The organism is Acetobacter malorum (assembly GCF_001580615.1).
Lineage (GTDB): Bacteria > Pseudomonadota > Alphaproteobacteria > Acetobacterales > Acetobacteraceae > Acetobacter > Acetobacter malorum.
On sequence record NZ_LHZC01000053.1, the window covers coordinates 119975 to 140241 of the forward strand.

Below are 20267 nucleotides of genomic sequence, written 5' to 3' on the forward strand. Positions count from 1 at the left end.
AAAGGCTTTTGCTTCCTGGAGCATTCTTGCAACCCTCAATGTTTGTTTGGGCGCCAACAATGCGACAAGTCGGAATTTTGGTAAACAAAAAAAGCGGATTATTCCTTGTGAATTCTACCTCGCCCTACCGGTTCATGGGCAAGGACAGTCATGCGGCGAAGGCGATGAGATGATTTCATACTCGTCCGGATAAAAGATCACCCCCGCCTTATCCATCCGATCAACAAGCTCCTGAGGGATCTGAATGCCATTGCACCCCTTAAGGTAGATCATATCGGCTTGTAACGAAGCGGGGAGTGCCTTCACATTGGTACACCCCTGCATGTAGAGGTAGCCTGCCTTTAAGTTCTCTGGCAGCTCGGTCAGCCCCGTGCACCCGTCGATTGCCAGTTTCCCATCCACTTCAAGGCCATCTGGAAGCGATCTCAGGGCGGTGCAATTCTCCAGAAACAAACTCCCCCCGCCTTTCAGGCGCATCCCTCCTGGCAGACCTTCAAGAGAGGTGCAGTTATTGAGATAAAGAACCCCTTCAAATGAGGCATAGGCGGGGTCTATGCTTTTGAGACTGGTGCAGTCCTCAGCCTCAACCTGAAAGATCATATCCCTGCTGGCCGGCAGATGCTCAAGACGGCTGCAACCGCTGACTGTCAGGCTCCCCGCGGCGCGCAGAACGGATGGTAAGCTGACAATCGTTCTTCGATCCTTGAGATTAAGGGATCCATTTCTGGGAAACGCCTTAGGAAAGGCTTTCTTAAGCTGCTCCATAGTCTCAAAGTGGATCTGGACGGACTTAGCAAGCCCCCTCGTGCGGGCGCTGGTTCGGGATGCCGTTTTCGTTTGCATGGCCACGTTGATCTCTCCGAGAGTATGTTTGTCTGTGATCGACTATCAGCCGGACATGCAAAGCACTAAGGAGAATTCGGTTTCATCCCCTCCGCATGAGGGGAACGCCCTTTAGAAGCCCCATACGCACGGACCATCCCCGCCTGGGCAGGGAATGCGCCTTTTCGCCTTGTCAGACAGCGCATATCTATCGGAACACCTTGCCTCCGGGGACTTGCGTCATCAGCAGGCATACGTCGAAAATCCCATGAAACAGGGAGCTTTTCCACCTCTAAGAGACACTACCGACGCCGTCAAACAAAAGATCCCGAGATTTCGCAATTTTATCCTTCTCCTGTCACCCGCATTTGCAGGAGAGCCGGAAATTTCTCCTTCTTCCTTGCAACAGTCCATCTTACAAACAACCCAACAATCAAAGGGACCCCACGATGACCCAACCAAATCTCACAGAGACCGCATCCCAGGCTTTAGGCTATTTGTGGGGATATCGTTTCGACACGCTAGACGCGTGGAAAGCCAAAAATGAAGGCGTGAAATTTGCACCGGCTGCTGTCAGAGACTGTTTGTCTCCGTCAGCCACAGGCAATTGTATCATGTGGAGCGCCCCTGAACTGATGCATGAAGTGTTCCGCGGGGAATCTCCCAAGGAGTGCGTCGAAGCGGCTATAACCAAAGGGATCTTGTCCTCCGAGGCCATCCCAATGATCCTTGGGATTGAGAGTGCTGCAGGCCAGAATGGCTTTGAGGCGCCAAACCCTCGCGCTCTGGCTGTGGCCACAAGACTTCTGAACAGCATCACCATTAACGATCACAATGAAGCTCTTCCTGAGGTTCAGGAACTCATTGACGAATTGGTTCTCGACAATGCTTCATCAGCCGGCATGTCAAGCGAGCAGGCATCTGTCCTGAACAACCAGGGCCTTCTTGCTCAGATCTCTTTTTTGGCGTCAATGGATCTTCGCGCCGACATGGCAAAGACCCGCAGTGTAGCCCGAGATATGGTTGCCGAAGCTCCTCCTTTGGAAGAGGAGTATCCCCTCTCCTGTTAAGTGCGCCTGTCATCCTCAGGATGCGTTAAACAGGGGGGGGGCGGCAAAAGTGGACAGAAGATTCCCTGCCCTCTATGGTCTATCGGGTTCTTTGAGGACAAGGCATACTTTGCAGCGCGGATACGTTCCCTGCATGTGCAGGGATTGACCGCTCCTTTCCGAATTGAGTTTCCATTCTTAAGAAGCGTTCCCCACCAACGTGGGGATTGACCGCCGCCAAGGTCGTGAATGCGCGGCAGACACAGGCTCCCTGCGCGTATGCGGGGATCGCCCGAGAATGGTGGTGGGGCTGGGGCCTTCCGCTTTCAGAATATTGCGAACGGAGAGAGTGCTTCGGCATCTACAGTGCCGTTGCACTCGCCCAATCGTTCCTATGTGATATCGTAGGCGGGAAATCCCCGCGTATCGGGGAACTTCAGACGGTCTAAACCTCACTATTGAGATCGTCAACTACAACTCAAATCGAGCGGCAGCCGAGGGTAGATCATGCGCGGATTTTCAAGAGTGAAAGTGTAATTTGTCCATGCTATAATCTAATCATTGTTTTCCAAGGATTAGTTATGCGCCTTTTACTGCGGGAAGATCTTGGCGGTACCCTCGCCAGGCTCAAACATTTGGCTGGCCTCGCCGATATCAAAATAACAAAGCCCCTCGTGTTTTTCAAAGGCCCCAATGGCTGTGGCAAAAGCGCTATTCTGGAGGGCATGCGCACTGCGACGCACCGGTTTGGCGTCCATTTCGGGGACGTCGTCAGATCTGCCGTGGAGCTGGGGGAGCCTCTGACGACAGCGTGGCATCAGGAAGGCTGGGACAAGGTGGATCTGGCCAAGCATGCGCTTCTTCGCAATTCATCCCGTTGGCCCAAACCTACTGAAATCCAGATTGATGACAGCGCTCCGGGTGCATTCGACACGCGCGCGCTGCAGTGGCGTGGGCAGGAGACCTTCTATTTCACATCGCGGCATGAATACGGAGCCGACAGCTTTGACCTGCCGCGCAGGCGCCAGATGAACGAAGACAATATGCGTTCACACGGTGAGAAGATGGCCGGCGAACTGAATTACGCCCTAGCCTGGGGCCTTGGTCTCATTGATACGCCTGAGCCAGAAAAGCGCTACGAGGGTGGCGATATTGCGACCGCCAAAAAGAATATTGCGGACTATCTTAAGGGAGCGCCGCAGACAAAGGAGCGATGGCTCTTTCTGGACGAGCCGGAAACCGGCGTGGACGATGCCCGGCTGGCAAACATTTTCTCTCTGCTGGCAGAGAATTGTAAGACCGGCCGTCTCCGGGCCTTCTGCGCCACACATTCTCCCATGATTGATGCTCTGGCCTCTCACCCCAAGGTGCAGATTATCGATATCAGAGATCTCATGGATAATCATTCTGCGCCCCCGGACCTCGCCGCCCCCGGCTTTACCAAGAAGCATGCCCGGCTGGCCCTCTCTGAAATCGAAGCGGACATGCAGGTCGCCCTCAAAACTCCTGAACACCATGGCCAGGGCCGGTTCACCATTCACCAACGGAGGTCCATCCCCCCTCGCCATACCGACATGGAGCCTTATGGCGGGAATAGTCGCAGCGGGAAGCGCGCATATACACCTCCCGCCAAAGCCGGGAGAAGCAAGCGTTGACTGCCCGCGAGCTCTGTGCGCTTGCCATCAACTGGCTCAAAGAGCGGTATCCGGACGCGATCATCGTCCCTGAGCTTTCCGTAGATGACTGGGGCGGCGCCAAGCTGGATCTGGGCGCAATCACTGGTGATCGCATCGTGGGCGTCGAGATTAAGGGCGAAGGCGACAGTGCGCGCCGCCTGCCCCTGCAGGGGGCTATTTATCCCAGGGTGGCAACGGAGATGTGGCTCCTGCCCGATCAAAGCCTCATGAGCGCCTGCCTCAAGGCGAGGCCTCCGGGCTGGGGGGTCTTACGCTTCGATGTCGAAACCCAGACTCTGTCTGAAGTCGAAGTCCATTCCGGCTCTCAGCGCATCCTGAACTACCTCTGCCCGGCCGCCCTTTGCGGTACGCTGTGGAGAGAGGAACTGATCCAGATCGTGAAGGCAGAAGAACTTGAGGTGAAGCATTTGCGCGTTCTGGACATGACGCGGGCCATTCTCGAAAATCTGCCCGTCACCAGAATTCATGCCCGGACGATTGAGTGCCTCCGGGGGCGGAAGTGGCGGCACGGTAAAACGGTCCACCTACCAGCGTCTGTCGCGCCGGCAAATTCAGGCGCCCCTCATTCTTCGGCAGGGTAGAGCCGAAAAATGAGGGAGTGTCCTCAATGCACTGCGGCGGAGGGCTGCGTGCCTTTGGAGATGACAATATCCAGCTTGGCTTCCTTGTCGCCCAATGGGGTGCAGGTGTAGGACAGGCCACCTTCCTTAGCCTGATGGCCCCAGGCTTTGTCCAGGTAGGAGGTGATAACGGCGCACGGCATCAGGGCTTTGCCAGAAAATCTGGTCTGATCCCCGCCCTCTACGACGCTCATCGTCTCTTGCAGAGGTGATGCGAATGAAACCAGATCCTCTTTCTGATCCGGCCCCGTATGAGTCAGGATTGCGAGAGGGTAAAACAGATGATCGGAAACGGCTGCCTTCATCTTTTCACCCGTGCTCATGCCTGGATGCTGATAGCTTTCCATCTGGAGTGCCGTTGAGATGCTGTACGCAAGTTCGACAGTGCGAGACACCTGTATATGTTTTATTGCGCCATCAACACGTGCCATGAAGTGCTCTGACGACTTCCTGACGAGGTGCGTCATACCGCCAAAGAGCGCGATAAGGACGCACGCAGTTACTACTGACGCATTGAAGGGTGACCTGAAAAAGTTTTTCAGCATGAATTTTAACCTTGGTTATGGCAAAAATCTCGGGATTTGAGACTTAAGCAAGGTATACTGATAGGCTATTTTTTAGTAAAATCGCAAGAGTCTGCAAAGATAGTTCCCGAACGGTGCAATTCCAAGGCGAATTTCCACATAGTTAGATATTGAATGGAAAGAGAAGATAATCAGATCATGAATTACGAACAGCGACTAGGCCTTGACGCTTCAACCATCACCAGCGCTCTAACCTTGGGAATGCAGCAGAGCCATTCCTCAGAGCTTCTGTCTGAATATCGGTCTGCTCAAAAAAGTCTCGCCGATTATCTGACGAAGCGCCCTCCGGTCGATCAGGAGGCCAAGGTCCGGTCGATGGCCGACCGCAGCAGGACCTTTCTCAAGGAACTCACGTCGTCTGACTTCATTGTTCCATGGCTTCTGATGCACACCACCTGCCGGCTTGTCACAGTCTCTGGGAAAACTACGGAATCCACAGTTGAAATTCCGTCTTGCGACATGAGCGTTGACAGCCTGAAGATTGTGACTATCGGCGGGATGAATGATGAGCGATTACGCCCCTCTTGCCGATCCCCCCGTATCTACGAAGGGCAAAGCGCAACCACCTCTACGTTCATTGAATGCAGCGCCTGGGGCGGGCGCCGCACTTACAGTGTACGTGGAGAATTCACCCATCTCATTAATTCAAATCTCATCCTTAACCATCGCAGCCATAATATGTTGGGCGGTTCTTTCCGAAAATACCACACCATGCTCTTGCCCGTGCATGGCGATCATCTGAGCTATCATCCCAAGGTCAAACGTATTGTTGATAGCTATCTGCAGGATGTCCCGTCTGAATTAATGCTCGAACTTGCCACCAACGACGAGCGTCGCCAAAAAGTTGAAAATCTTCAGGCAAGCCTGACGGCCAAACAAGATGCCATCTCTTGCCGGCTGGCTGGTTGCTGCGATTTTCTTGAGATCATGGAGACGCATCAGAGCCTCAGTAATATCTACAAGGAAGAGAAGGAAGCGATCCATTTTTTTCTTGGACGGCGTCTGAGTAATTTCGATCGCATCCCTCCTAAATACAGGCCGATCATCGAAACATTTTTCGATCTGTTGAACGGCGTGTTGGATGACGACGACAGGGCTTTGGTGTGGATTGGGATTTCACGGGGGATGTGGGAGATCCCCACGTCTCTTATTCGTCAGCAATGTTGAGAGCCTAGAGAACCGCCTTGCCGCTATTAAATAGGAGACCATGACATGACTACTAGCCTCCCGTTTCCAAAATGGGCACGAGAACAGCTTCTTTCCATCGTAAGGAAAGCTGTTGCACAAATGCAATCATCCCATCATAAGAATCTTATATTCATTACATTCAAGTCAGATTATCCCGGCGTACTAATTCCACAGTCATTAAGAGAGAAGGCATATGGATCTTGGCGTCTCAACTCAATATTTCTTTATGTAGGTAAACAAAAAAACGTCACAATAGACCCGGAACTCGATGCGATCACAGCAGAGATTAAAGTTCAGGCTGACTTTGTTGCAACCAAAATCATAATACCATTCAAGGCTATGACAGAATTTACTGACCACCGACAAAATATCAAAGTCGAACTCGGATATCCAGTAATAGAAGGTGCGGAAAGACATTATTTTAGAGGGGGATCACCATCAACGATAACCATTCCATTCTATAAAATGGTTATGAGTTTACCACATGAGCGAGAAGATATATCCCCACGTAACATTGTTCCATTCAACAATGCTACGACCTGATCACTGCATGTGGACATATTCTTAAGTTGACGCGAATCCCAATGGACAACCTCTCCTCCTCCAGTCACTCTGTGGCACAGCTAGACGACAGTGATGACAGCGCCAACCACCTAACCCGTGAGGTATTCCTTGATCTTGGCAAGGAGGTAGCTCACCGCATTAAAATGGACTTCCCCGAGGCGGTCGACGCCTGTTCGAGCACCTTTCTTCTGAGTGTCCGGAATAGTCTCTTCAACGAACTGATTTCGACACTCAAGCAGGCTGGGGAGGGGGTTGATAGTGTATATTAACATCCAGTATCCGGACGCCATCCGGATCGGAGGGGAAAGGCTCACCTCCGTTGAAGAGCAGGCGATCATGGAACAAGTCCAGGCTCTCGCAGGGCTAAATATTTTTGATCATGAAGCAACAGAGGCTTACTTGAAAAACCGGGTCAAAGCGCGCCGGAAGCGGCGCGTGCCAAAGGAAGCGTGGGTTGATCAGTATCTTAAAAGAAGAACCCTTGAGCGCAAAAGGAATGCAAAAGCCTCTAAACGCAAAAGCGTCTCAGGCGGACTGCGCTAGGTAGCAGGTTGGCCTCCCTCGATCCCTTCCCACATTTTTCTGATCGACTCTTCACTCCAGGCTCTCCAGAAAGAACAGCTTTCCTTGCGGTCGATACGGCCGGCATACACACAGTTTTCCCGAAGTCCATCGTCAATGACGCATCCGTCCGGCTTAGAGCCGGGTTGCATCGTTTCAATCTCGCAGAAGCACCCGAACTGCTGTCCCTGTGGAGGTGGGGGCGTGACCTTCCACCCGGCCGCCTCAAGGATATTCCGGGCTTCCCTGATTTTGGCTGGCAGATCTTCAGGTCCACTTTCCGTTGCTTTGGCGGGTTGCGTCATGACAAAGGCCTTCCAGACTGATCCTGAAGCCTCTTTTACAGCGTTTCCTCAGCCTGGACAGCACATTTCCGGACGCAAGGCCGCCCAATGTTAAGGGTGGGAAACGATCTTGCCGTTGTAGACAAGAACGATTGTCTTTGAACACGACCAATCCGATGGGTATTCATGGTGGAGATCGACCACCTCCGATCAGTGAGTGACCCAGCCAGCAGGAGAAGCAGATGGCATATGCGACTGATGCCACAGAAACATCAGCGGCGCCCACCAATTCCCTCCCGTGGCAGAGGAAGCTATCTGAAATTCTCAGAAATCTGACCCGCCTGCCAGCGCGCTGGGATGGATACGACGGGAAGCCCGTCACAGATCTTGCAGCGTCCCGTGCTCGGGAAATACTGGATACGGCACTGTGTGGTGTTCCCTCGCCACACTGTCCTTCCATCGTCCCGATGAGTGACGGCAGTGTGCAGCTCGAATGGCACAGAAACGGCTTAGACCTCGAACTAATCATTTACGGGGATTCTGGCTCTTTGGAGCTATGGCTCCGCTCTACCGAATGCTATCTGGAGGTTCCCTTTCCCCATCGTGGGGGTGTTCTTTATGGTGCTATCGCCAGAGAGATGTTCGTGAAGCTGGCAGCCATTGCCGCTGGGCAGGATATCACCTTGGACATCCCACAAGATCCCCCTCCCCGCCAGGCATGGCGTGAAACAATAAATTCCGCACTTCAAGACCTGACCTCCGCGGAGGTTGCGATAGATGGACAGCCGATGGATCCGGCTACGTCTCTTGCGGCCGAACGTGGTCGGGAGTTGCTGGAGAAGTCCCTGACGAACGTGCCATCACCTGTCTGCCCGGATATCGCCCTTCTGGCGCGCGGCGGCGTGCTGATTGAATGGCATCGGAATCATGTGGATCTGGAATTACGGATAGATGGCCCATCCGGCGCTCTCCGACTGGAGTTGCGAGCAGTCCAGTTTTACGGAGACGAAAGAGGCGGCGGATACCACAACCGAAGAGACGTGTGCGCCGGGACTCAGGCAGAAAAGACTTTCGTGGAATTTGCCCGGATTGCTGCAGGCCCACTCATTGCGTGCAACCAGCGACATGACGCTTAAGCTGACCGCTCCGACGGGGCTTCTTCCTTATCGGGATTGGGTGCGCAAAGAACTGCTTGATATCGCACGGAAAGCAATGGTGTCGATGCAGTCCTCTGGCAGTAGCCACCTGGTGTATGTGACCTTTGTGCCTGATTATCCCGGTGTGATCGTCCCCGAGTGCGTCAGAGAGGACTATCCGAGATCTGCGACGATCTTTCTCCGCATCGGCCGGAAAGAGAGGGTTTCTATCGACCTGCGCCATGACGCGCTCACTGCGGAGGTCATCTTCAAGGGTGGGCAGCCCTCGACGATAACCATCCCATTCAAGGCCATGACCGTATTCCTCGACCGCCAGCGGAATGTCAAAATCGACCTTGGCCAGCCGCCACAAGTCAAAAGAGGCAATGTCATCCCGCTCAGGAAGTGGTGAAAACGGAGCTACTGGCCCCTGTAACCCTCTACAATGACATTCAGTTCATGGGCGGACACGGACCAGGCCCGCAAGGTTGGGATCAGAGCCACATCGACGCAACAGGTGAAACGCCTGGCATTGCCGACCCTCTCCCCTGGGTCTTTGCGCATTGCCTCTACGGCCTTCACGCACTGATCAAGGCTATATGGGCGAAGGTCCGGGATGCCCCCATCCATAAGCCCGGCCTTAATCAGATAGGCATCGTTGAGCAGGTCATTGATGATCCGGTCTTCCGGAGAGGCCGGGGGCGTCACTTCCCTACTCCAATCGCACCGCGTCCGGTTCCAGCAGACGAAATCATTAGAGGCGCTTCCCTGTCATCGGATCAAAATTCCTTGGGCTCAGGGCCATAATCTCTTCGTCTGCCGGCACAACCGTTTCAACTGCGTAGGCCACAAGCACATCTGCCGCCCCCTCCGCTACGCGGGTGTAGAACCGAAACTTCCCGTCCTTCCAGTTCCAGTCATGCACCTTGTCCTCCAAAAAGACCGTTTGATTGTGAACCAGCAAATGCCCGCTCCCGACCAGACGGTCCTCATTGATGATAGTGCAAACCCGAACCGGGCATCGGGCCAGAGGGGTAGAAACCCGACCATTGACGGGAACATCCTTCAAAATCTCATAATCAATGGCGCGGAGGAATTTCCGGGCATTTAATGGCGCAGGCGAATGCGAAGAAGCGGTCATGTCAATTCCTTGAATTGGATTTATTTCTGTTATTACTTAGTGTTTTTATTATAAACCAGAATGCGCGCGATGGAAAGCGGAACAAACCGCGCCGAGGATGGTCCGCGTCAATATTTCGGCCCCCGGAAAGTGGTGCCCTCCGCCTCTCCTCCGACATGTCAGAAATCACGGGCCGACCCATACTCCATGAGGCGGGCTTGCTGGCGCAGTCCAAGGCCAAAGAACAAAGAAGCAGGAATTTTCGGATTTCATAATGGTTTGAGCATGGACTAATTACTCATATGTGCTACATTGGAAGGATAGAAAGACAGCTTACGCGGTTATTAGCGAAAGGATAAAACGCGATATGGTTCATCCGAAGAAGCCACTCCCCTCCGATCTTACGGCGAATGAAATCCTGGTCCTGATGGCCGTCTCGATGATCCTGCGCCATCGCTCATCAAGCGCGAAGACGGACGAAATTGCCTCCATGATTGAGGATAATTCGTCGTGGGTTCGCCGCCATGGGAAACGCCTGAACGACACATATCTTGTCCTGTCACCGAACGGTCACTGCTTTCCACTGTGGCAAGAGGCGAATACGCATCAAATGGTCGCATCTATCCTTGCGGACTACGAACCCCGTGAAGGCGATGATGCGCGATACAGCCACAATATCGCGGGTAAGCATCCACGCGGCAATATCCTTCTTCTGAAAAACGGTGACGTAAGAGTATGGTGTCCGCCGAGCCTTACCGAACGCTCTGCAGGCGGAGAGAAGATCCCTGCGCCATTCCAGGACCCTGATGCCAAGAAGAAGCCTCAGCACAATGGAAAATGGCTCCGCATCGGAAAGCGCACGCCCCTTTCATACGCCGTCCAGGACCCGTCTCTCTATGCAAACGGGAAAAAGCCCGCAGCCGGTGACGTCGTCAAACTGATCAAGTCCGCTTCGTGGCCTTACGCCTCGACAATTTGTCCGCGCCCCAAGCAAGGCAAGGTGATTGCCGCAGAAGCCGGAATGGTAATGATCGATTGGGATGAGGGAGCGAACCCTTTGACACTGCCATTTTCGGCGGTTGAAGCGCCATACCTTGTGCCCGAGGCAGATGCAGATACCAGTCTTTTGAGCGATCCTCAGCTTAAGGTGTTCAAGGCAATTCAGGAGGGTCGTTATGACATTCTGGAGCGGGGTGGCGCACGGAGGGTTGTTGTCGATGGAAGATCTGTCAACACAAGGACTCTTCAGGCAGTAGGGGAGGTCGGACAACTTCCCGGCGATATCCAATCCTTGCATATTAATGGCTAAGCCATGTAAGACGCATTCCGTCGGCCGTAGACAGAGCTTGCAGATGGAAAATTACGCTTATATAACTTACATAAATCGATACGAAGATGTATGGGTGCCTTTATTCACCCAAAGGCACCTTTAGATAAGAAGGCAGGACACATGGCTTACGCTTATTCTATTAGAAATATGATTTATTTTAATACCAACGAATATGAAACAGTCCTTATTATAGATGCCATCAGAGCCGTTTTGCAGAAGGATCCCCCTGAAAATACATGGATTGCTTTTCTGCGGCGCTATGTCGAACAGGGTGACGGACTTTCCGGCCTAGCCCTGGTGCACATGAATAATTTCCTTGCAAAAGATGGATGCAAAGGCAAGCAGGTCACTCTTCGTCCAACAAAAGTCCCCTACTGCGGACCTGACGCAAAAGGACGGCTTGCAGCCGATAGGCGTTTGATCTTCAAAACACTAACCGGGATGGAGATTAAGAAAAAATCCCTCTTTCTTCAAGAACAGAGGCGCGGAATGGGCGCGGAACCAGAGACGCCGGAATTCGATCCGACTTTCGACGATCAGGAGGCCCTGTTTAAAGAATATGCCGAACTGGTTAAGAGATTGTCTGGCCCAAAACCTATAACCCCTGCGGCAGTACGCGCTCCGCTGTCGACAACGTCTCCGCGGCAGCCGACTCTCTCTCTTTCCACTTCCAAGGCCTCCGCTCTACGGCTTCCAGATCCACTGGATCAACCCGAGATAAGCAGTGGGGGAGAGGCCACCCCTTTCGCTATCAAGCCTTCACCAGCAGAAAGCGTAGCCGAGGCCGCCTTCCCGCATCAGCCTGGCCACATCGAACAGGCGCAACCCTTCATTCCCGATGGAATGGGCTGGCCCACTTATGAAGAAGCAATTCCTCAGCCGGACTTTTCTGCTCCCAAAACCGCATCAGCCGACGCAAACCACTCCAATCTCTCTGCGGCTATCAGTTGGATGGAGAGCATCGCCAGCATGATCGGTAACAACGGACCCGTCCGAACTCATATCGATAACATGAAGCTCCTTCAAAAAAGTCTGGCAGCATGAGTCAACCTTTGCACTTGTTCGCGAATGAAATCGCCAAGGCCACTCCGGTACATCCGACACCTGCCGGTTACGCATTCCACTTCGACACTCCGGCCGATCCGAGAGATGAGACCGAAGTTCACCTGACGTTCAAGAACGCTGCCCCCTCTTTTCAGGACGATGGATTGCTCTGGGCAGACCTTCAGGCGATGAGTCCAGAAGGCGCGTCACTGGCTCCTTCTGACATCCCCAGTATCAGAGCCATCATGGCTGAGAATGGCATCAGCTTTGATGGTTGCTTCTCAGCATCTGTACACAACCCAGAGCATGCTGTGGCTCAGGCGGCGGCATTCCAAGCTGCCCTCCGGTGCATCAGGGCCATCCAGCGCAACGCCCTGCCCTCTTAAAACCTTGCCTTATGCCGTGGCCAGTGCGTAGGCCATCTGCAGCGAACCTGGCTTCAGGATCGCTGCAGCGAGGGTTCTAGTGCCGCGACCAAAAGAAAGCGCGTCAATTACCGTCAGTTCCAGTATTCTTTGTGAAAGCCTGTTCCTGAGCAAAAAGAATTTCGGTCGGAGATGTGTCCGCTTCCTTAAGATCCGAGATCATAGCCAGTAAGTCAGAATGTGACATTGAAGTTCCATTCACTAAATGATCGGTGATGCGGGCGATTTGATCTGGCCGGGTCTTGAACCCTGCAATATCCAGCCCGAAGCATTATTCGTCATTGGGAATACGCCCCTCTTTTTGCGCCTGCGCTTTGCAAGCATCTGAGCAGGTCTTGAGGACCTCATTCCCGTTGTCGATGTCCTGATAGCTTCCGTACCAGCCCCATCCGTCTTTCCATGGGCCTGCCTTGCTGCAAACAGAGCAGATGTGCTGCTTCGCCCGACCGTGTGTAACGACTTGACCGGGCAGCTTCGCAATCTCGCGCTGAAAGGCACCCGCATCGTTTTCAGGGACTTCAATCAGGCTCTCATCTTCAGTCTTTGAGAACCCCCGTCCTGCCTTTTTCCGCCATATGACGCGGTACCAGATCGTGGCAACGTGCGGTTGGGCGGCAGAAGAAGGGGCTTCGGCTCCGCTCATTGTCCTACTTGTCCAGCCAAGCGGCGTGAGCTTTTCGCCGGCCCAGAGCAAAGATCTCACGAGCCTGCTGCTCAAGCTTTCTTACATGCTCATTCCGCTCTTCGCGTGTGGTATATTTCTGACCCGCCCGACGACGGTTCGCCGCATTTGTGTAGGTCATCGCCAGCCCCAGCCCTTCGGGCGTCAGGGGGAACGCAGCTATTGAATTTGCACAGGAAACACCATCCACGGTGCAGGTGAATGCATTATCATCCCAAATGATTCCGAAAGGACCATCCTCCCAGATATAACGGCTCTCACTCACAAATTATCCAATCGGATCCTGAATTACAAAGATAGGGCAAAGGTTAAGGCTGAAGCTCATGAGAAGCTCCAGCCCTTTTCCAGCACGATATTAGCGAGAGACCGGACCAGTTGCGTTGCCAATAAATGGCAAAGGAGCCCCGCTGCTCAGATAGGTCGGCATGCTGCCGTCCCACTGCTCCAGAGCCTTTTCTTCAAGAAGTGCAGGCGTCAGAGAAGATGAAACGAGGGCATTGGCCTTGGCTTCGGCCTCAGCCATCATCAGCTTGGAGGCAGAACGTCCTTTTGCGTCTGCTACAGCCGCCTCTGCTTCGGCTGACGCCCGCACGACTTTCTGCTGTTCATTGATCTTGGTCTGCTGCAAGACGTATTCAGCCTGCAGAGAGGCCTGCTGCTGAACCTGCTTGTCTTCGATCGCGTGGCTGTAGGCCGGCGAGAACTGGAAATTCGAGGTGTTGATTGCTTCAATCGTGATCCGGTAGGGCTTCAGAGACGCAATGATAAGATCCTTGATCTTTTCATCGACCTCGTCACCAGTTCTTCGGCGTTGTAGTGGGCAGTGACTGCCTTCACATCGTTGGAAATCGCTGGTGCGATAACACGCTCTGTCAGCCGAGTGGCATTCCTGAACTTGGAGTAAAAGAACGGCACATCGGAAGGGTCAATGTGATAGGTCACGGCAACAGAAGTGTTAACGTCCTGAAGGTCGTGAGTGGCAGCCTTTTCATGCGTGACAGACGTCTGAGGCTGCGTCGAAACCCGTGACATGCTCTGGTAAAACGGAATAATGAAATGCAGCTTGCCAGGCTCAAGGGTCGTTTGCTGGACTGCGCCCCAATCCATCAGAACGCCTTCGTAGCCGGACTCTACGGTCTTCAGAGGCGATGCCCCCACCAGAGCCGCTAAAGCGACAACAGCAACCCCAGCAAAAGCGATGGTTTTGGGCGAAAAAGCACCAATTTTGATCATGCGTTCTCTCTTCGATTAAACCTTGGTCTTTCAATCTAAAAAATCAAAAGCCATTGCCAGTCTTACCTTCGAAACTGGCCTTATCAAAGATAAATTAACCTTGCGTATATCGCTTATTTTGCATTGGACGCATTGCGAAGCGCCTCCGCCCTCTTCGCAATGTATCGCTCGATTGCGTCCCAGCTCAGCCATAAGTGGTTCAACACCATTTCGGGATCGCGCTCGCCATACCCAGGACCATCTCTTTTCCTGGCTATCTCTTCCGGCAAAACCTGGCGGCCTTCCACGCTCATAATCTCAGCATAGAACGCCTCAAATCTCTGCCGTCTCCCAGGCCTCTTCTTCTCGGACAATGATGCCTCCGCAACACATCTATTGGCTTATGATTAATCATGGATTATTAAGGACACCAGTCAAAACACAACATTCGTCAGGAGGCGGGCATGTAGGTACGCCCGGAAATCAATCCGTGCGTCATGGAGAATATTCCCATGTCCCGCACCCATCATCACAGTGGAAAGTTTGGTAAACCTCGTGGCCTGCGCGTCTTTCCCGCAGGCAAGGATTTCAGAACTCCACATTGGCATACTCACCTTCATATCATTCGACCTGGAAGACGCTGCGACAAGGTTGTCGCCAGGATGATCGTTAAAGGTGAAGTTGGTCCTGAAGAAGCAATATTTCCTTACACCGGAACTAAGCGCCCTCACGATTACTTAGACTGATAAATCCTGGGGAATTTAAACGGTCGGCTATCCTGCCCCCTCTTAGGGCAGGATAAATCGGAACCATCAACCACCCACCTTCCGAAATTGGATACACCATGAAATTCAAAGATCTCGATCAAAATTTGCAGTCTCTTGCCCGCAAGATAAAGCGTGATTATTCCTGGCTTACTATCAATCAGTGCGCTGAAGTTATTGCCAGGACTGCTCTCGACGCTGATCCCGTGTCTATTTGCCTCCAGATCGGACCGAAAAACGGTCTGGCCGTTTGCGGCAAGAAGCATGATATCGACCCAGCAACTTATGAGAGCGAAAAGGAAGAACTTATTTCCGCGCTTGACGAGGTCGCTGAAACCCTCGTTGCGTCAGGGGTGTTCCGCGCGGATGCCGATATTCACACTCAACGCTTATTCCTCTTTTGCCGCAATTTTTTCGACTGGCAAACCGAGGCGCATGCCGCAATCGAAGAAATTGGAACCGGGGACAATGTGGTCCATATCCGGAAAGGAAATTATTGGCAGGCGCCTCAGAATGCCTTCAAGATTATCTCCGAACTGTACGCCTTATCCGTGGACAAGCCGGACATGAATGGGGATTCCATTTCCCAGAGGTTCAATATCCTGACGCTTTCGTTCATCGAAAAAAATCCGGATGAAGGATTCTTCCCAGTTTTTTTGGCGGTCGGCGATAAAATATCCTGATCGACGCCCACAGAAGAGGTTGTAACATGGACTCTCCACTCACGAGCCTGACCATGCCCATTAATCGCTGCGACCTGGTCCTAAAGGTCGCAAGGCCAAGTCGCACCCGCGATATCATTTTAGACATTGAAACTTTGGGCGATGTCGCAGAAAGCGTCGTCCTATCCATAGGGGCTGCATCTATCGATGTGATCGACGGTCGCTATGAGGTCTATTCGACATTCTACAGTGTTCTTCCGTTCGCTGAGCAATTCTCATTGGGCCGAGTGTCCACACCCGACACTATGAAAAAATTCTGGCCCACAGTCACAGATCGGCGGGCCTCCGAAGTTTTTATCGATTCAGCTCAAACACCCTTTGAATGCAGAGAAGTTCTCACATCCCTGTCTGAATGGATTCTTCAGGTGGCAGGAGAAGAGGCTATCGTACACGGATGTGGGCCATCATTCGACAATGCAATCATTCGCAACCTGTGCGACAACCTCAAAATGCCGTTGCCGTGGAAATTCCGAAATGAGGGGTGCCTGCGCACGGCACTGCGTAGTGTAGCAGGGGTCGAGCGTATCAAGTCCAAGATCCCCCACCACGCGCTGGAAGATGCAATAGCTGAAGCTCAGACGCTGTGTCTCATTCAGCATTCTCTCGGGCCAAATCCACCTGTCCGGTTCATTACGATTTGACGCAGTATTGATCTTGCTTGTTTGACATAATCCCCACCCTGAAGGACGAGGCTTAACGACGCGGCCGGTAATGACATTACCCGCTATTTAAAGGCATGGATTGTCCTGCGTAATTGAGAACAGAGGCGATTTTCGTCTAGTCGTCGTTAAGTCCTTTCATAATCAGGTCATGCCACTTCCCATCACCTGCGCAAAATGTAAGTTTACTTGAGACCGTGACACCTAGCGTTCCGATACCTGTGCTTTCTCCATATGCACTGCAGCTCACGCCAGTCAATCCGTCAGGTAGGGCATGGAGAGTTAGGCCATCAACATTGCCTTGACCCGCTACAAAAACAACATTACCAGTTCCATACAGATTGCCGTACAAATGGATATCCGCTCCCCTGCCATCGCTATCGGAATAATGCCCCAGTTCTCCGCTTGGCGCCCGACCCACCGTTAAGCCTCCTTGATACCACCCAGCACCACCCAAATGATCAGATCCCGGACCTTCAGATACTGCAGTGTTGCCATCATTGACCCAAATATCCCCATTTTGAAGAGAAAGTGTCGCTCGCGTCGAGGCGCCTGCAAAAGTACCAATGTTTACTGAATGATCAAGTTGACTGGTGCCCGCAGCATACAAGTTCCCTGTACTGCCACTTAAGGAGGCCGCTACATTCCCATTCGTGCCTGTAGCTAGTGTCCCGTTCTCTGCATAAACATCCGTTGTATGGACGCCACCTGCGTAGCCATCGGGATACCCTGTGTCTGGATCCATTCCATTGGTGCCTACGCGCCCAGAAAACTGAGCTGAGGCGAGTTGGGATCGCCCAGAAGGATGCAGATAGTAGTTCGTATTGTCTGTGTCATACACATACCTGGTCGTGACATTCCCGTCGAAATACGCCATCGCATCCACAGTAAGAGGTCTGCCCATGATATGGAGCTGATAGCCTCTGCCATACGGGGAAGTGTCTCCTACCACCGCCAGTCCTGGGGCAGCCTGGGACCAGGTAATAGGTCCGCCAGAAATCAGATCAAGCCCTGTCTGAGCAGTAATCTGCCCGATAAGATTAGAACCCCCGTCCACCTGAAAATTATCGCCTGGCCCCTCGATATGCAGCCCCCCGCCACTGACCCCGCCCCAGTAGCCGATCCAGCTCCCATTGTGATAGAACCCGCCTGTGTTGGCTATCGTAATCCCGCATCCGGGGACTGAGTAATTATCGTCATTACAGATCTGGGTTCCTCCAGAAATATAGAGATTATGGTCAGAGGGTACGGCGCGATTGTAACCCATTACAGCGGATCCGATCTGAAGTGGCCCGTTACTCACACCTGTTGTCGGATTGACATTGTCTATCTCATTGACCGCCCGCAGATTGTTCTGCGTCATATCAATGTCAGTGTGCATCGTATTGGCCTCATGCACCCCGATATCATTTCGATAGAGGAAATCTGCCAGTCCACCGGAGATTGTAAACTGGCCAGACGCCGCGACATGGCCAGGAGTTGGCGTCGCGTAATCCCCGGCAAGATCGCTGGCTGGGTAAGACCAGCCGCCTCCCACTCCACTGATAGTACCCGCCGGACGCGCTGAAGAGGCTCGGGAATAATACCCGCCGCCTGCTGCGCTCAGTTTCTGGCCTATGCGCCCAATATCGGCATCTTTAATTTTCGCGCCACCCGTGGTGTACACCATCATGTTGTAGCCTGATGGGTTACTCTCGTCTGCCCATACAGTCATTACGCTGTGCTGCCCATAGGGGTTTGTGTCCACAAAGCCCTATGGGATAAAGCCTTGGCCCTGGAGACTATCCTCTGGAATATCATCTCCGCTGGTAAGGCGAGCTGCTGGTATCTGATAAACGCCACCGGCATCCTGCACCAGATTCGCTAGGTTCTGAGTATTGCCTTTAACCCAGTTTTGAGCAGCCACGTAAATCTCGTTTAATTGGTCGGCCGCAGCATTGTCTTTCGACTTCTTGATCTGGAGGTTAACCTCTCCTCCAAGGGCGCCTGCCATTAAAGCCATAACAATTAAAGAAGCAGACACCTGCAATGGCGTGTAGCCAGCCTCATCCTTGAATGGAAAGCGTCTCTCGGACTGTCTTATTATTGAGAATAAACTCTGTTTTATGGTAAAAAGCACGGAGAGCACCACGCAGACAATAGGGTATTAATGAATAATACAGATCGCTCTTCCTATAATGAAGGAAATTAACGCACGCCATCTGTGAACCTACGGAATACGAGGTCTTTTTGTCTGTTAAGGGGGCTAATATCCCGCCTAAAATAGAGGAATAAGCTATCCATGCATCATGGGTAGATGCCCCTGTTACCGCAAGGTTTCTAAAGACCGTTCCGGGCGTTTTGAATCACCGTGAGACCAGAGCGCAGCAAATTAACCTTAACAATGGTCATCACGGTTAATTATGCATTCCCGCCTACCGTTGCCCTCAAAAAACATTCTTATCGTAAACTCGAACAACATAGTGAACCGCACCTTCTGCAAGGCATGATTGGCTCACGAGATTATCCTTGCCAGTCGCTTCCTGCACTTTAGCTTTCAGGACTTTCTCAACCGCCAAACGCTCGTCCGGGCTGGCGTCCTCAATGCTGAGAATGCCATTGCACTTGGTATCCAGAGCTGAAAGCTTCTGCTCGATCTGCTCGAAGCTGACGTTTGTGTCACTTTCGCTGCTGAGAGCGAGTTCCATGATATCTGACAGAACGTCCACTCCGCCATCGCCAGAAGACCGAGCGAAGTTCGAATACGCTTTACCACCTATATCGATGGCATATGTCCACCAGCACATGTCGCGCCCATAGCTGCGATAGGATAGGGCCTTCTTGTCCAGGAACGCTTCTGCAGCCTGCTGGAAGGCATGCGAGGGCATATCTAGCGTGCAGTCATCGCCGATCAGACTGCAATAGCTGCCCCCTCCGGGCATCCCCACCTTTCCTTCGGACATATCGCCTATGAAATCCCGGACCCGAATAAGGGTTCCGAAGGGGTCAAGAGGGACAATCCTATGGATGATCAGACTATTTTCATTCTCTGTTGTATCAGGCATTGCCCAGTCCTTTCTGAAGAATATCGTGCAAAAGAGTAGTCTTCCCGAGCGGAGGGGAAATCCTCCGTGGGTAGATCACACCAGACGGGCTGGTGAAGGTGACAATCGGATCTCCTTTTCTGCGTTTAATAATGCGAATGCTCCATGGCTCCCCCACCGGGAAATGCTGGGATTGTGAATCAGACATCTTCCTTGTCACCCTTCATGGCTTTTAAAGTTTCTTCACGCAGCTTCGCTTTCCGAGACAACTCGAATTGAAGTGAATCATAGATTTCGATACCAGGTTTTTGAGATGGGAAGCACTCAATCTGACCGAAAGCGGGGAACGCAAGAGCAAGGCCATTAGCTTCAAGAAATTCTCTGCGACGGTGTTCAGACCCAATATCGAACCCCTCACACGGGATCACCCATGACCATCCACCTCCTCCTGAGACACCCTCGACAGCACAAACTTCAGGCATGATCGCGGAAATCTCTGGGCATGATACCAGAAGATCGATGATCTTTGCAGCGGCACTTGATTGACGGTGCTTGTGGCGCGCAATTGGATTGCACTCCCGCTCAGACATCATTCTTCCTCATTGCCCGCGAATGTCGGGCTAACTCGCTTCTCAGGGACCAATCGACCTGAATGCCGGGCGTAGGCAACGGACTGCACTCAATCTGACCAAAAGCCGGGGATGATAGTGCCATTCCCACGCCCTCTCCGAAGTGACGGCGTGGATGATCAGAGCCAATGTCATAGTCCTCGCACTTAATC

General features: G+C 52.6%; 28 protein-coding genes. 13 read left to right on the forward strand and 15 right to left on the reverse strand.

From position 1 onward, the window contains the following. Nucleotides 1-132 precede the first annotated feature (132 nt). The gene (locus AD930_RS11255) at nt 133-843 is read right to left on the reverse strand and encodes a hypothetical protein (protein WP_061506325.1); all 711 of its coding nucleotides are present in this window, start codon (nt 841-843) and stop codon (nt 133-135) included. Nucleotides 844-1271: 428 nt separating this feature from the next. On the opposite strand from AD930_RS11255, the gene AD930_RS11260 reads away from it, so the two are divergent. The 3 genes from AD930_RS11260 (at nt 1272) to AD930_RS11270 (ending at nt 4149) form a co-directional block, all read left to right on the forward strand. Then, nucleotides 1272-1892: a hypothetical protein gene (locus AD930_RS11260; protein WP_156477013.1), complete on the forward strand. Its 621-nt coding sequence runs from the start codon at nt 1272-1274 to the stop codon at nt 1890-1892. A gap of 560 nt (nt 1893-2452) precedes the next feature. Then, entirely contained in the window at nt 2453-3526 is a 1074-nt protein-coding gene (locus AD930_RS11265) for an ATP-binding protein (RefSeq protein ID WP_061506327.1), read from the forward strand. After that, nucleotides 3523-4149, forward strand: a complete 627-nt coding sequence (locus AD930_RS11270; protein WP_061506328.1) for a hypothetical protein — start codon at nt 3523-3525, stop codon at nt 4147-4149. Before AD930_RS11265 ends, AD930_RS11270 begins: the two co-directional genes overlap by 4 nt. Nucleotides 4150-4172: 23 nt before the next feature. Here the strand turns inward: AD930_RS11270 and AD930_RS11275 are convergent, their stop codons facing one another. After that, nucleotides 4173-4583 carry a hypothetical protein gene (locus AD930_RS11275; protein WP_167375182.1) on the reverse strand — a complete coding sequence of 137 codons (411 nt, stop codon included), beginning with the start codon at nt 4581-4583 and terminating at the stop codon, nt 4173-4175. 327 nt (nt 4584-4910) lie between these two features. On the opposite strand from AD930_RS11275, the gene AD930_RS11280 reads away from it, so the two are divergent. The 3 genes from AD930_RS11280 to AD930_RS11295 all read left to right on the forward strand — a co-directional run bounded on the left by AD930_RS11280 (nt 4911) and on the right by AD930_RS11295 (nt 7067). After that, the gene (locus AD930_RS11280; protein ID WP_156477014.1) at nt 4911-5939 is read left to right on the forward strand and encodes a hypothetical protein; all 1029 of its coding nucleotides are present in this window, start codon (nt 4911-4913) and stop codon (nt 5937-5939) included. Nucleotides 5940-5984: 45 nt separating this feature from the next. Next, nucleotides 5985-6503, forward strand: a complete 519-nt coding sequence (locus AD930_RS11285) for a ClpXP protease specificity-enhancing factor SspB (RefSeq protein ID WP_082781847.1) — start codon at nt 5985-5987, stop codon at nt 6501-6503. A gap of 279 nt (nt 6504-6782) precedes the next feature. Beyond that, complete coding sequence (locus AD930_RS11295; RefSeq protein WP_061506333.1) at nt 6783-7067, forward strand: hypothetical protein; 285 nt, start codon at nt 6783-6785, stop codon at nt 7065-7067. On the opposite strand, the gene AD930_RS11300 is transcribed toward AD930_RS11295, so the two are convergent. Continuing rightward, on the reverse strand, nt 7064-7390 hold the full coding sequence (locus tag AD930_RS11300) for a hypothetical protein (protein WP_061506334.1): 327 nt from the start codon (nt 7388-7390) through the stop codon (nt 7064-7066). The two genes, AD930_RS11295 and AD930_RS11300, sit on opposite strands and share 4 nt — an antisense overlap. 221 nt (nt 7391-7611) lie before the next feature. Between AD930_RS11300 and AD930_RS18120 the strand changes: the two genes are divergently transcribed. After that, on the forward strand, nt 7612-8505 hold the full coding sequence (locus AD930_RS18120; RefSeq protein WP_061506335.1) for a hypothetical protein: 894 nt from the start codon (nt 7612-7614) through the stop codon (nt 8503-8505). Further along, nucleotides 8477-8917 carry a ClpXP protease specificity-enhancing factor SspB gene (locus AD930_RS11310; protein WP_167375183.1) on the forward strand — a complete coding sequence of 147 codons (441 nt, stop codon included), beginning with the start codon at nt 8477-8479 and terminating at the stop codon, nt 8915-8917. Before AD930_RS18120 ends, AD930_RS11310 begins: the two co-directional genes overlap by 29 nt. Before the next feature lie 8 nt (nt 8918-8925). Here AD930_RS11310 and AD930_RS11315 read toward each other — a convergent pair whose 3' ends face one another. After that, nucleotides 8926-9213: a hypothetical protein gene (locus AD930_RS11315; RefSeq protein ID WP_061506337.1), complete on the reverse strand. Its 288-nt coding sequence runs from the start codon at nt 9211-9213 to the stop codon at nt 8926-8928. 46 nt (nt 9214-9259) lie between these two features. Further along, nucleotides 9260-9646: a hypothetical protein gene (locus AD930_RS17880; RefSeq protein ID WP_156477015.1), complete on the reverse strand. Its 387-nt coding sequence runs from the start codon at nt 9644-9646 to the stop codon at nt 9260-9262. 346 nt (nt 9647-9992) lie between these two features. On the opposite strand from AD930_RS17880, the gene AD930_RS11330 reads away from it, so the two are divergent. From AD930_RS11330 to AD930_RS11340, 3 genes are all read left to right on the forward strand, one after another. Further along, entirely contained in the window at nt 9993-10934 is a 942-nt protein-coding gene (locus AD930_RS11330; RefSeq protein WP_061506340.1) for a hypothetical protein, read from the forward strand. Between the two features lie 141 nt (nt 10935-11075). Next, on the forward strand, nt 11076-11999 hold the full coding sequence (locus tag AD930_RS11335) for a hypothetical protein (protein ID WP_061506341.1): 924 nt from the start codon (nt 11076-11078) through the stop codon (nt 11997-11999). Continuing rightward, complete coding sequence (locus AD930_RS11340) at nt 11996-12385, forward strand: hypothetical protein (RefSeq protein ID WP_061506342.1); 390 nt, start codon at nt 11996-11998, stop codon at nt 12383-12385. Before AD930_RS11335 ends, AD930_RS11340 begins: the two co-directional genes overlap by 4 nt. Nucleotides 12386-12695: 310 nt before the next feature. Here the strand turns inward: AD930_RS11340 and AD930_RS11345 are convergent, their stop codons facing one another. From AD930_RS11345 to AD930_RS11365, 5 genes are all read right to left on the reverse strand, one after another. Beyond that, nucleotides 12696-13067, reverse strand: coding sequence for a hypothetical protein (locus tag AD930_RS11345; protein ID WP_061506343.1), 372 nt, complete (start codon nt 13065-13067; stop codon nt 12696-12698). Between the two features lie 4 nt (nt 13068-13071). Beyond that, the gene (locus AD930_RS11350) at nt 13072-13371 is read right to left on the reverse strand and encodes a hypothetical protein (RefSeq protein ID WP_061506344.1); all 300 of its coding nucleotides are present in this window, start codon (nt 13369-13371) and stop codon (nt 13072-13074) included. Nucleotides 13372-13461: 90 nt separating this feature from the next. Continuing rightward, the gene (locus AD930_RS11355) at nt 13462-13734 is read right to left on the reverse strand and encodes a hypothetical protein (RefSeq protein ID WP_061506345.1); all 273 of its coding nucleotides are present in this window, start codon (nt 13732-13734) and stop codon (nt 13462-13464) included. A gap of 122 nt (nt 13735-13856) precedes the next feature. Continuing rightward, the gene (locus tag AD930_RS11360) at nt 13857-14339 is read right to left on the reverse strand and encodes an SPFH domain-containing protein (RefSeq protein WP_061506346.1); all 483 of its coding nucleotides are present in this window, start codon (nt 14337-14339) and stop codon (nt 13857-13859) included. Nucleotides 14340-14452: 113 nt separating this feature from the next. Next, complete coding sequence (locus tag AD930_RS11365; RefSeq protein WP_061506347.1) at nt 14453-14692, reverse strand: hypothetical protein; 240 nt, start codon at nt 14690-14692, stop codon at nt 14453-14455. 470 nt (nt 14693-15162) lie between these two features. Between AD930_RS11365 and AD930_RS11370 the strand changes: the two genes are divergently transcribed. Continuing rightward, complete coding sequence (locus AD930_RS11370) at nt 15163-15765, forward strand: hypothetical protein (RefSeq protein WP_061506348.1); 603 nt, start codon at nt 15163-15165, stop codon at nt 15763-15765. A gap of 26 nt (nt 15766-15791) precedes the next feature. After that, a complete protein-coding gene (locus AD930_RS11375) occupies nt 15792-16445 on the forward strand; it encodes a 3'-5' exonuclease (RefSeq protein WP_061506349.1) in 654 nt (217 codons plus the stop codon). A gap of 136 nt (nt 16446-16581) precedes the next feature. Here the strand turns inward: AD930_RS11375 and AD930_RS11380 are convergent, their stop codons facing one another. The 5 genes from AD930_RS11380 to AD930_RS11400 all read right to left on the reverse strand — a co-directional run bounded on the left by AD930_RS11380 (nt 16582) and on the right by AD930_RS11400 (nt 20079). Continuing rightward, nucleotides 16582-18210 carry a shufflon system plasmid conjugative transfer pilus tip adhesin PilV gene (locus AD930_RS11380; RefSeq protein ID WP_264821036.1) on the reverse strand — a complete coding sequence of 543 codons (1629 nt, stop codon included), beginning with the start codon at nt 18208-18210 and terminating at the stop codon, nt 16582-16584. Nucleotides 18211-18216: 6 nt separating this feature from the next. Continuing rightward, entirely contained in the window at nt 18217-18582 is a 366-nt protein-coding gene (locus tag AD930_RS11385) for a hypothetical protein (RefSeq protein WP_156477016.1), read from the reverse strand. Between the two features lie 307 nt (nt 18583-18889). Next, nucleotides 18890-19507: a hypothetical protein gene (locus tag AD930_RS11390; RefSeq protein WP_061506352.1), complete on the reverse strand. Its 618-nt coding sequence runs from the start codon at nt 19505-19507 to the stop codon at nt 18890-18892. Next, nucleotides 19500-19694: a hypothetical protein gene (locus AD930_RS11395; protein ID WP_061506353.1), complete on the reverse strand. Its 195-nt coding sequence runs from the start codon at nt 19692-19694 to the stop codon at nt 19500-19502. The genes AD930_RS11390 and AD930_RS11395 overlap by 8 nt, the downstream gene beginning before the upstream one ends. Then, nucleotides 19687-20079, reverse strand: a complete 393-nt coding sequence (locus tag AD930_RS11400) for a hypothetical protein (RefSeq protein WP_061506354.1) — start codon at nt 20077-20079, stop codon at nt 19687-19689. The genes AD930_RS11395 and AD930_RS11400 overlap by 8 nt, the downstream gene beginning before the upstream one ends. Nucleotides 20080-20267 lie beyond the last annotated feature (188 nt).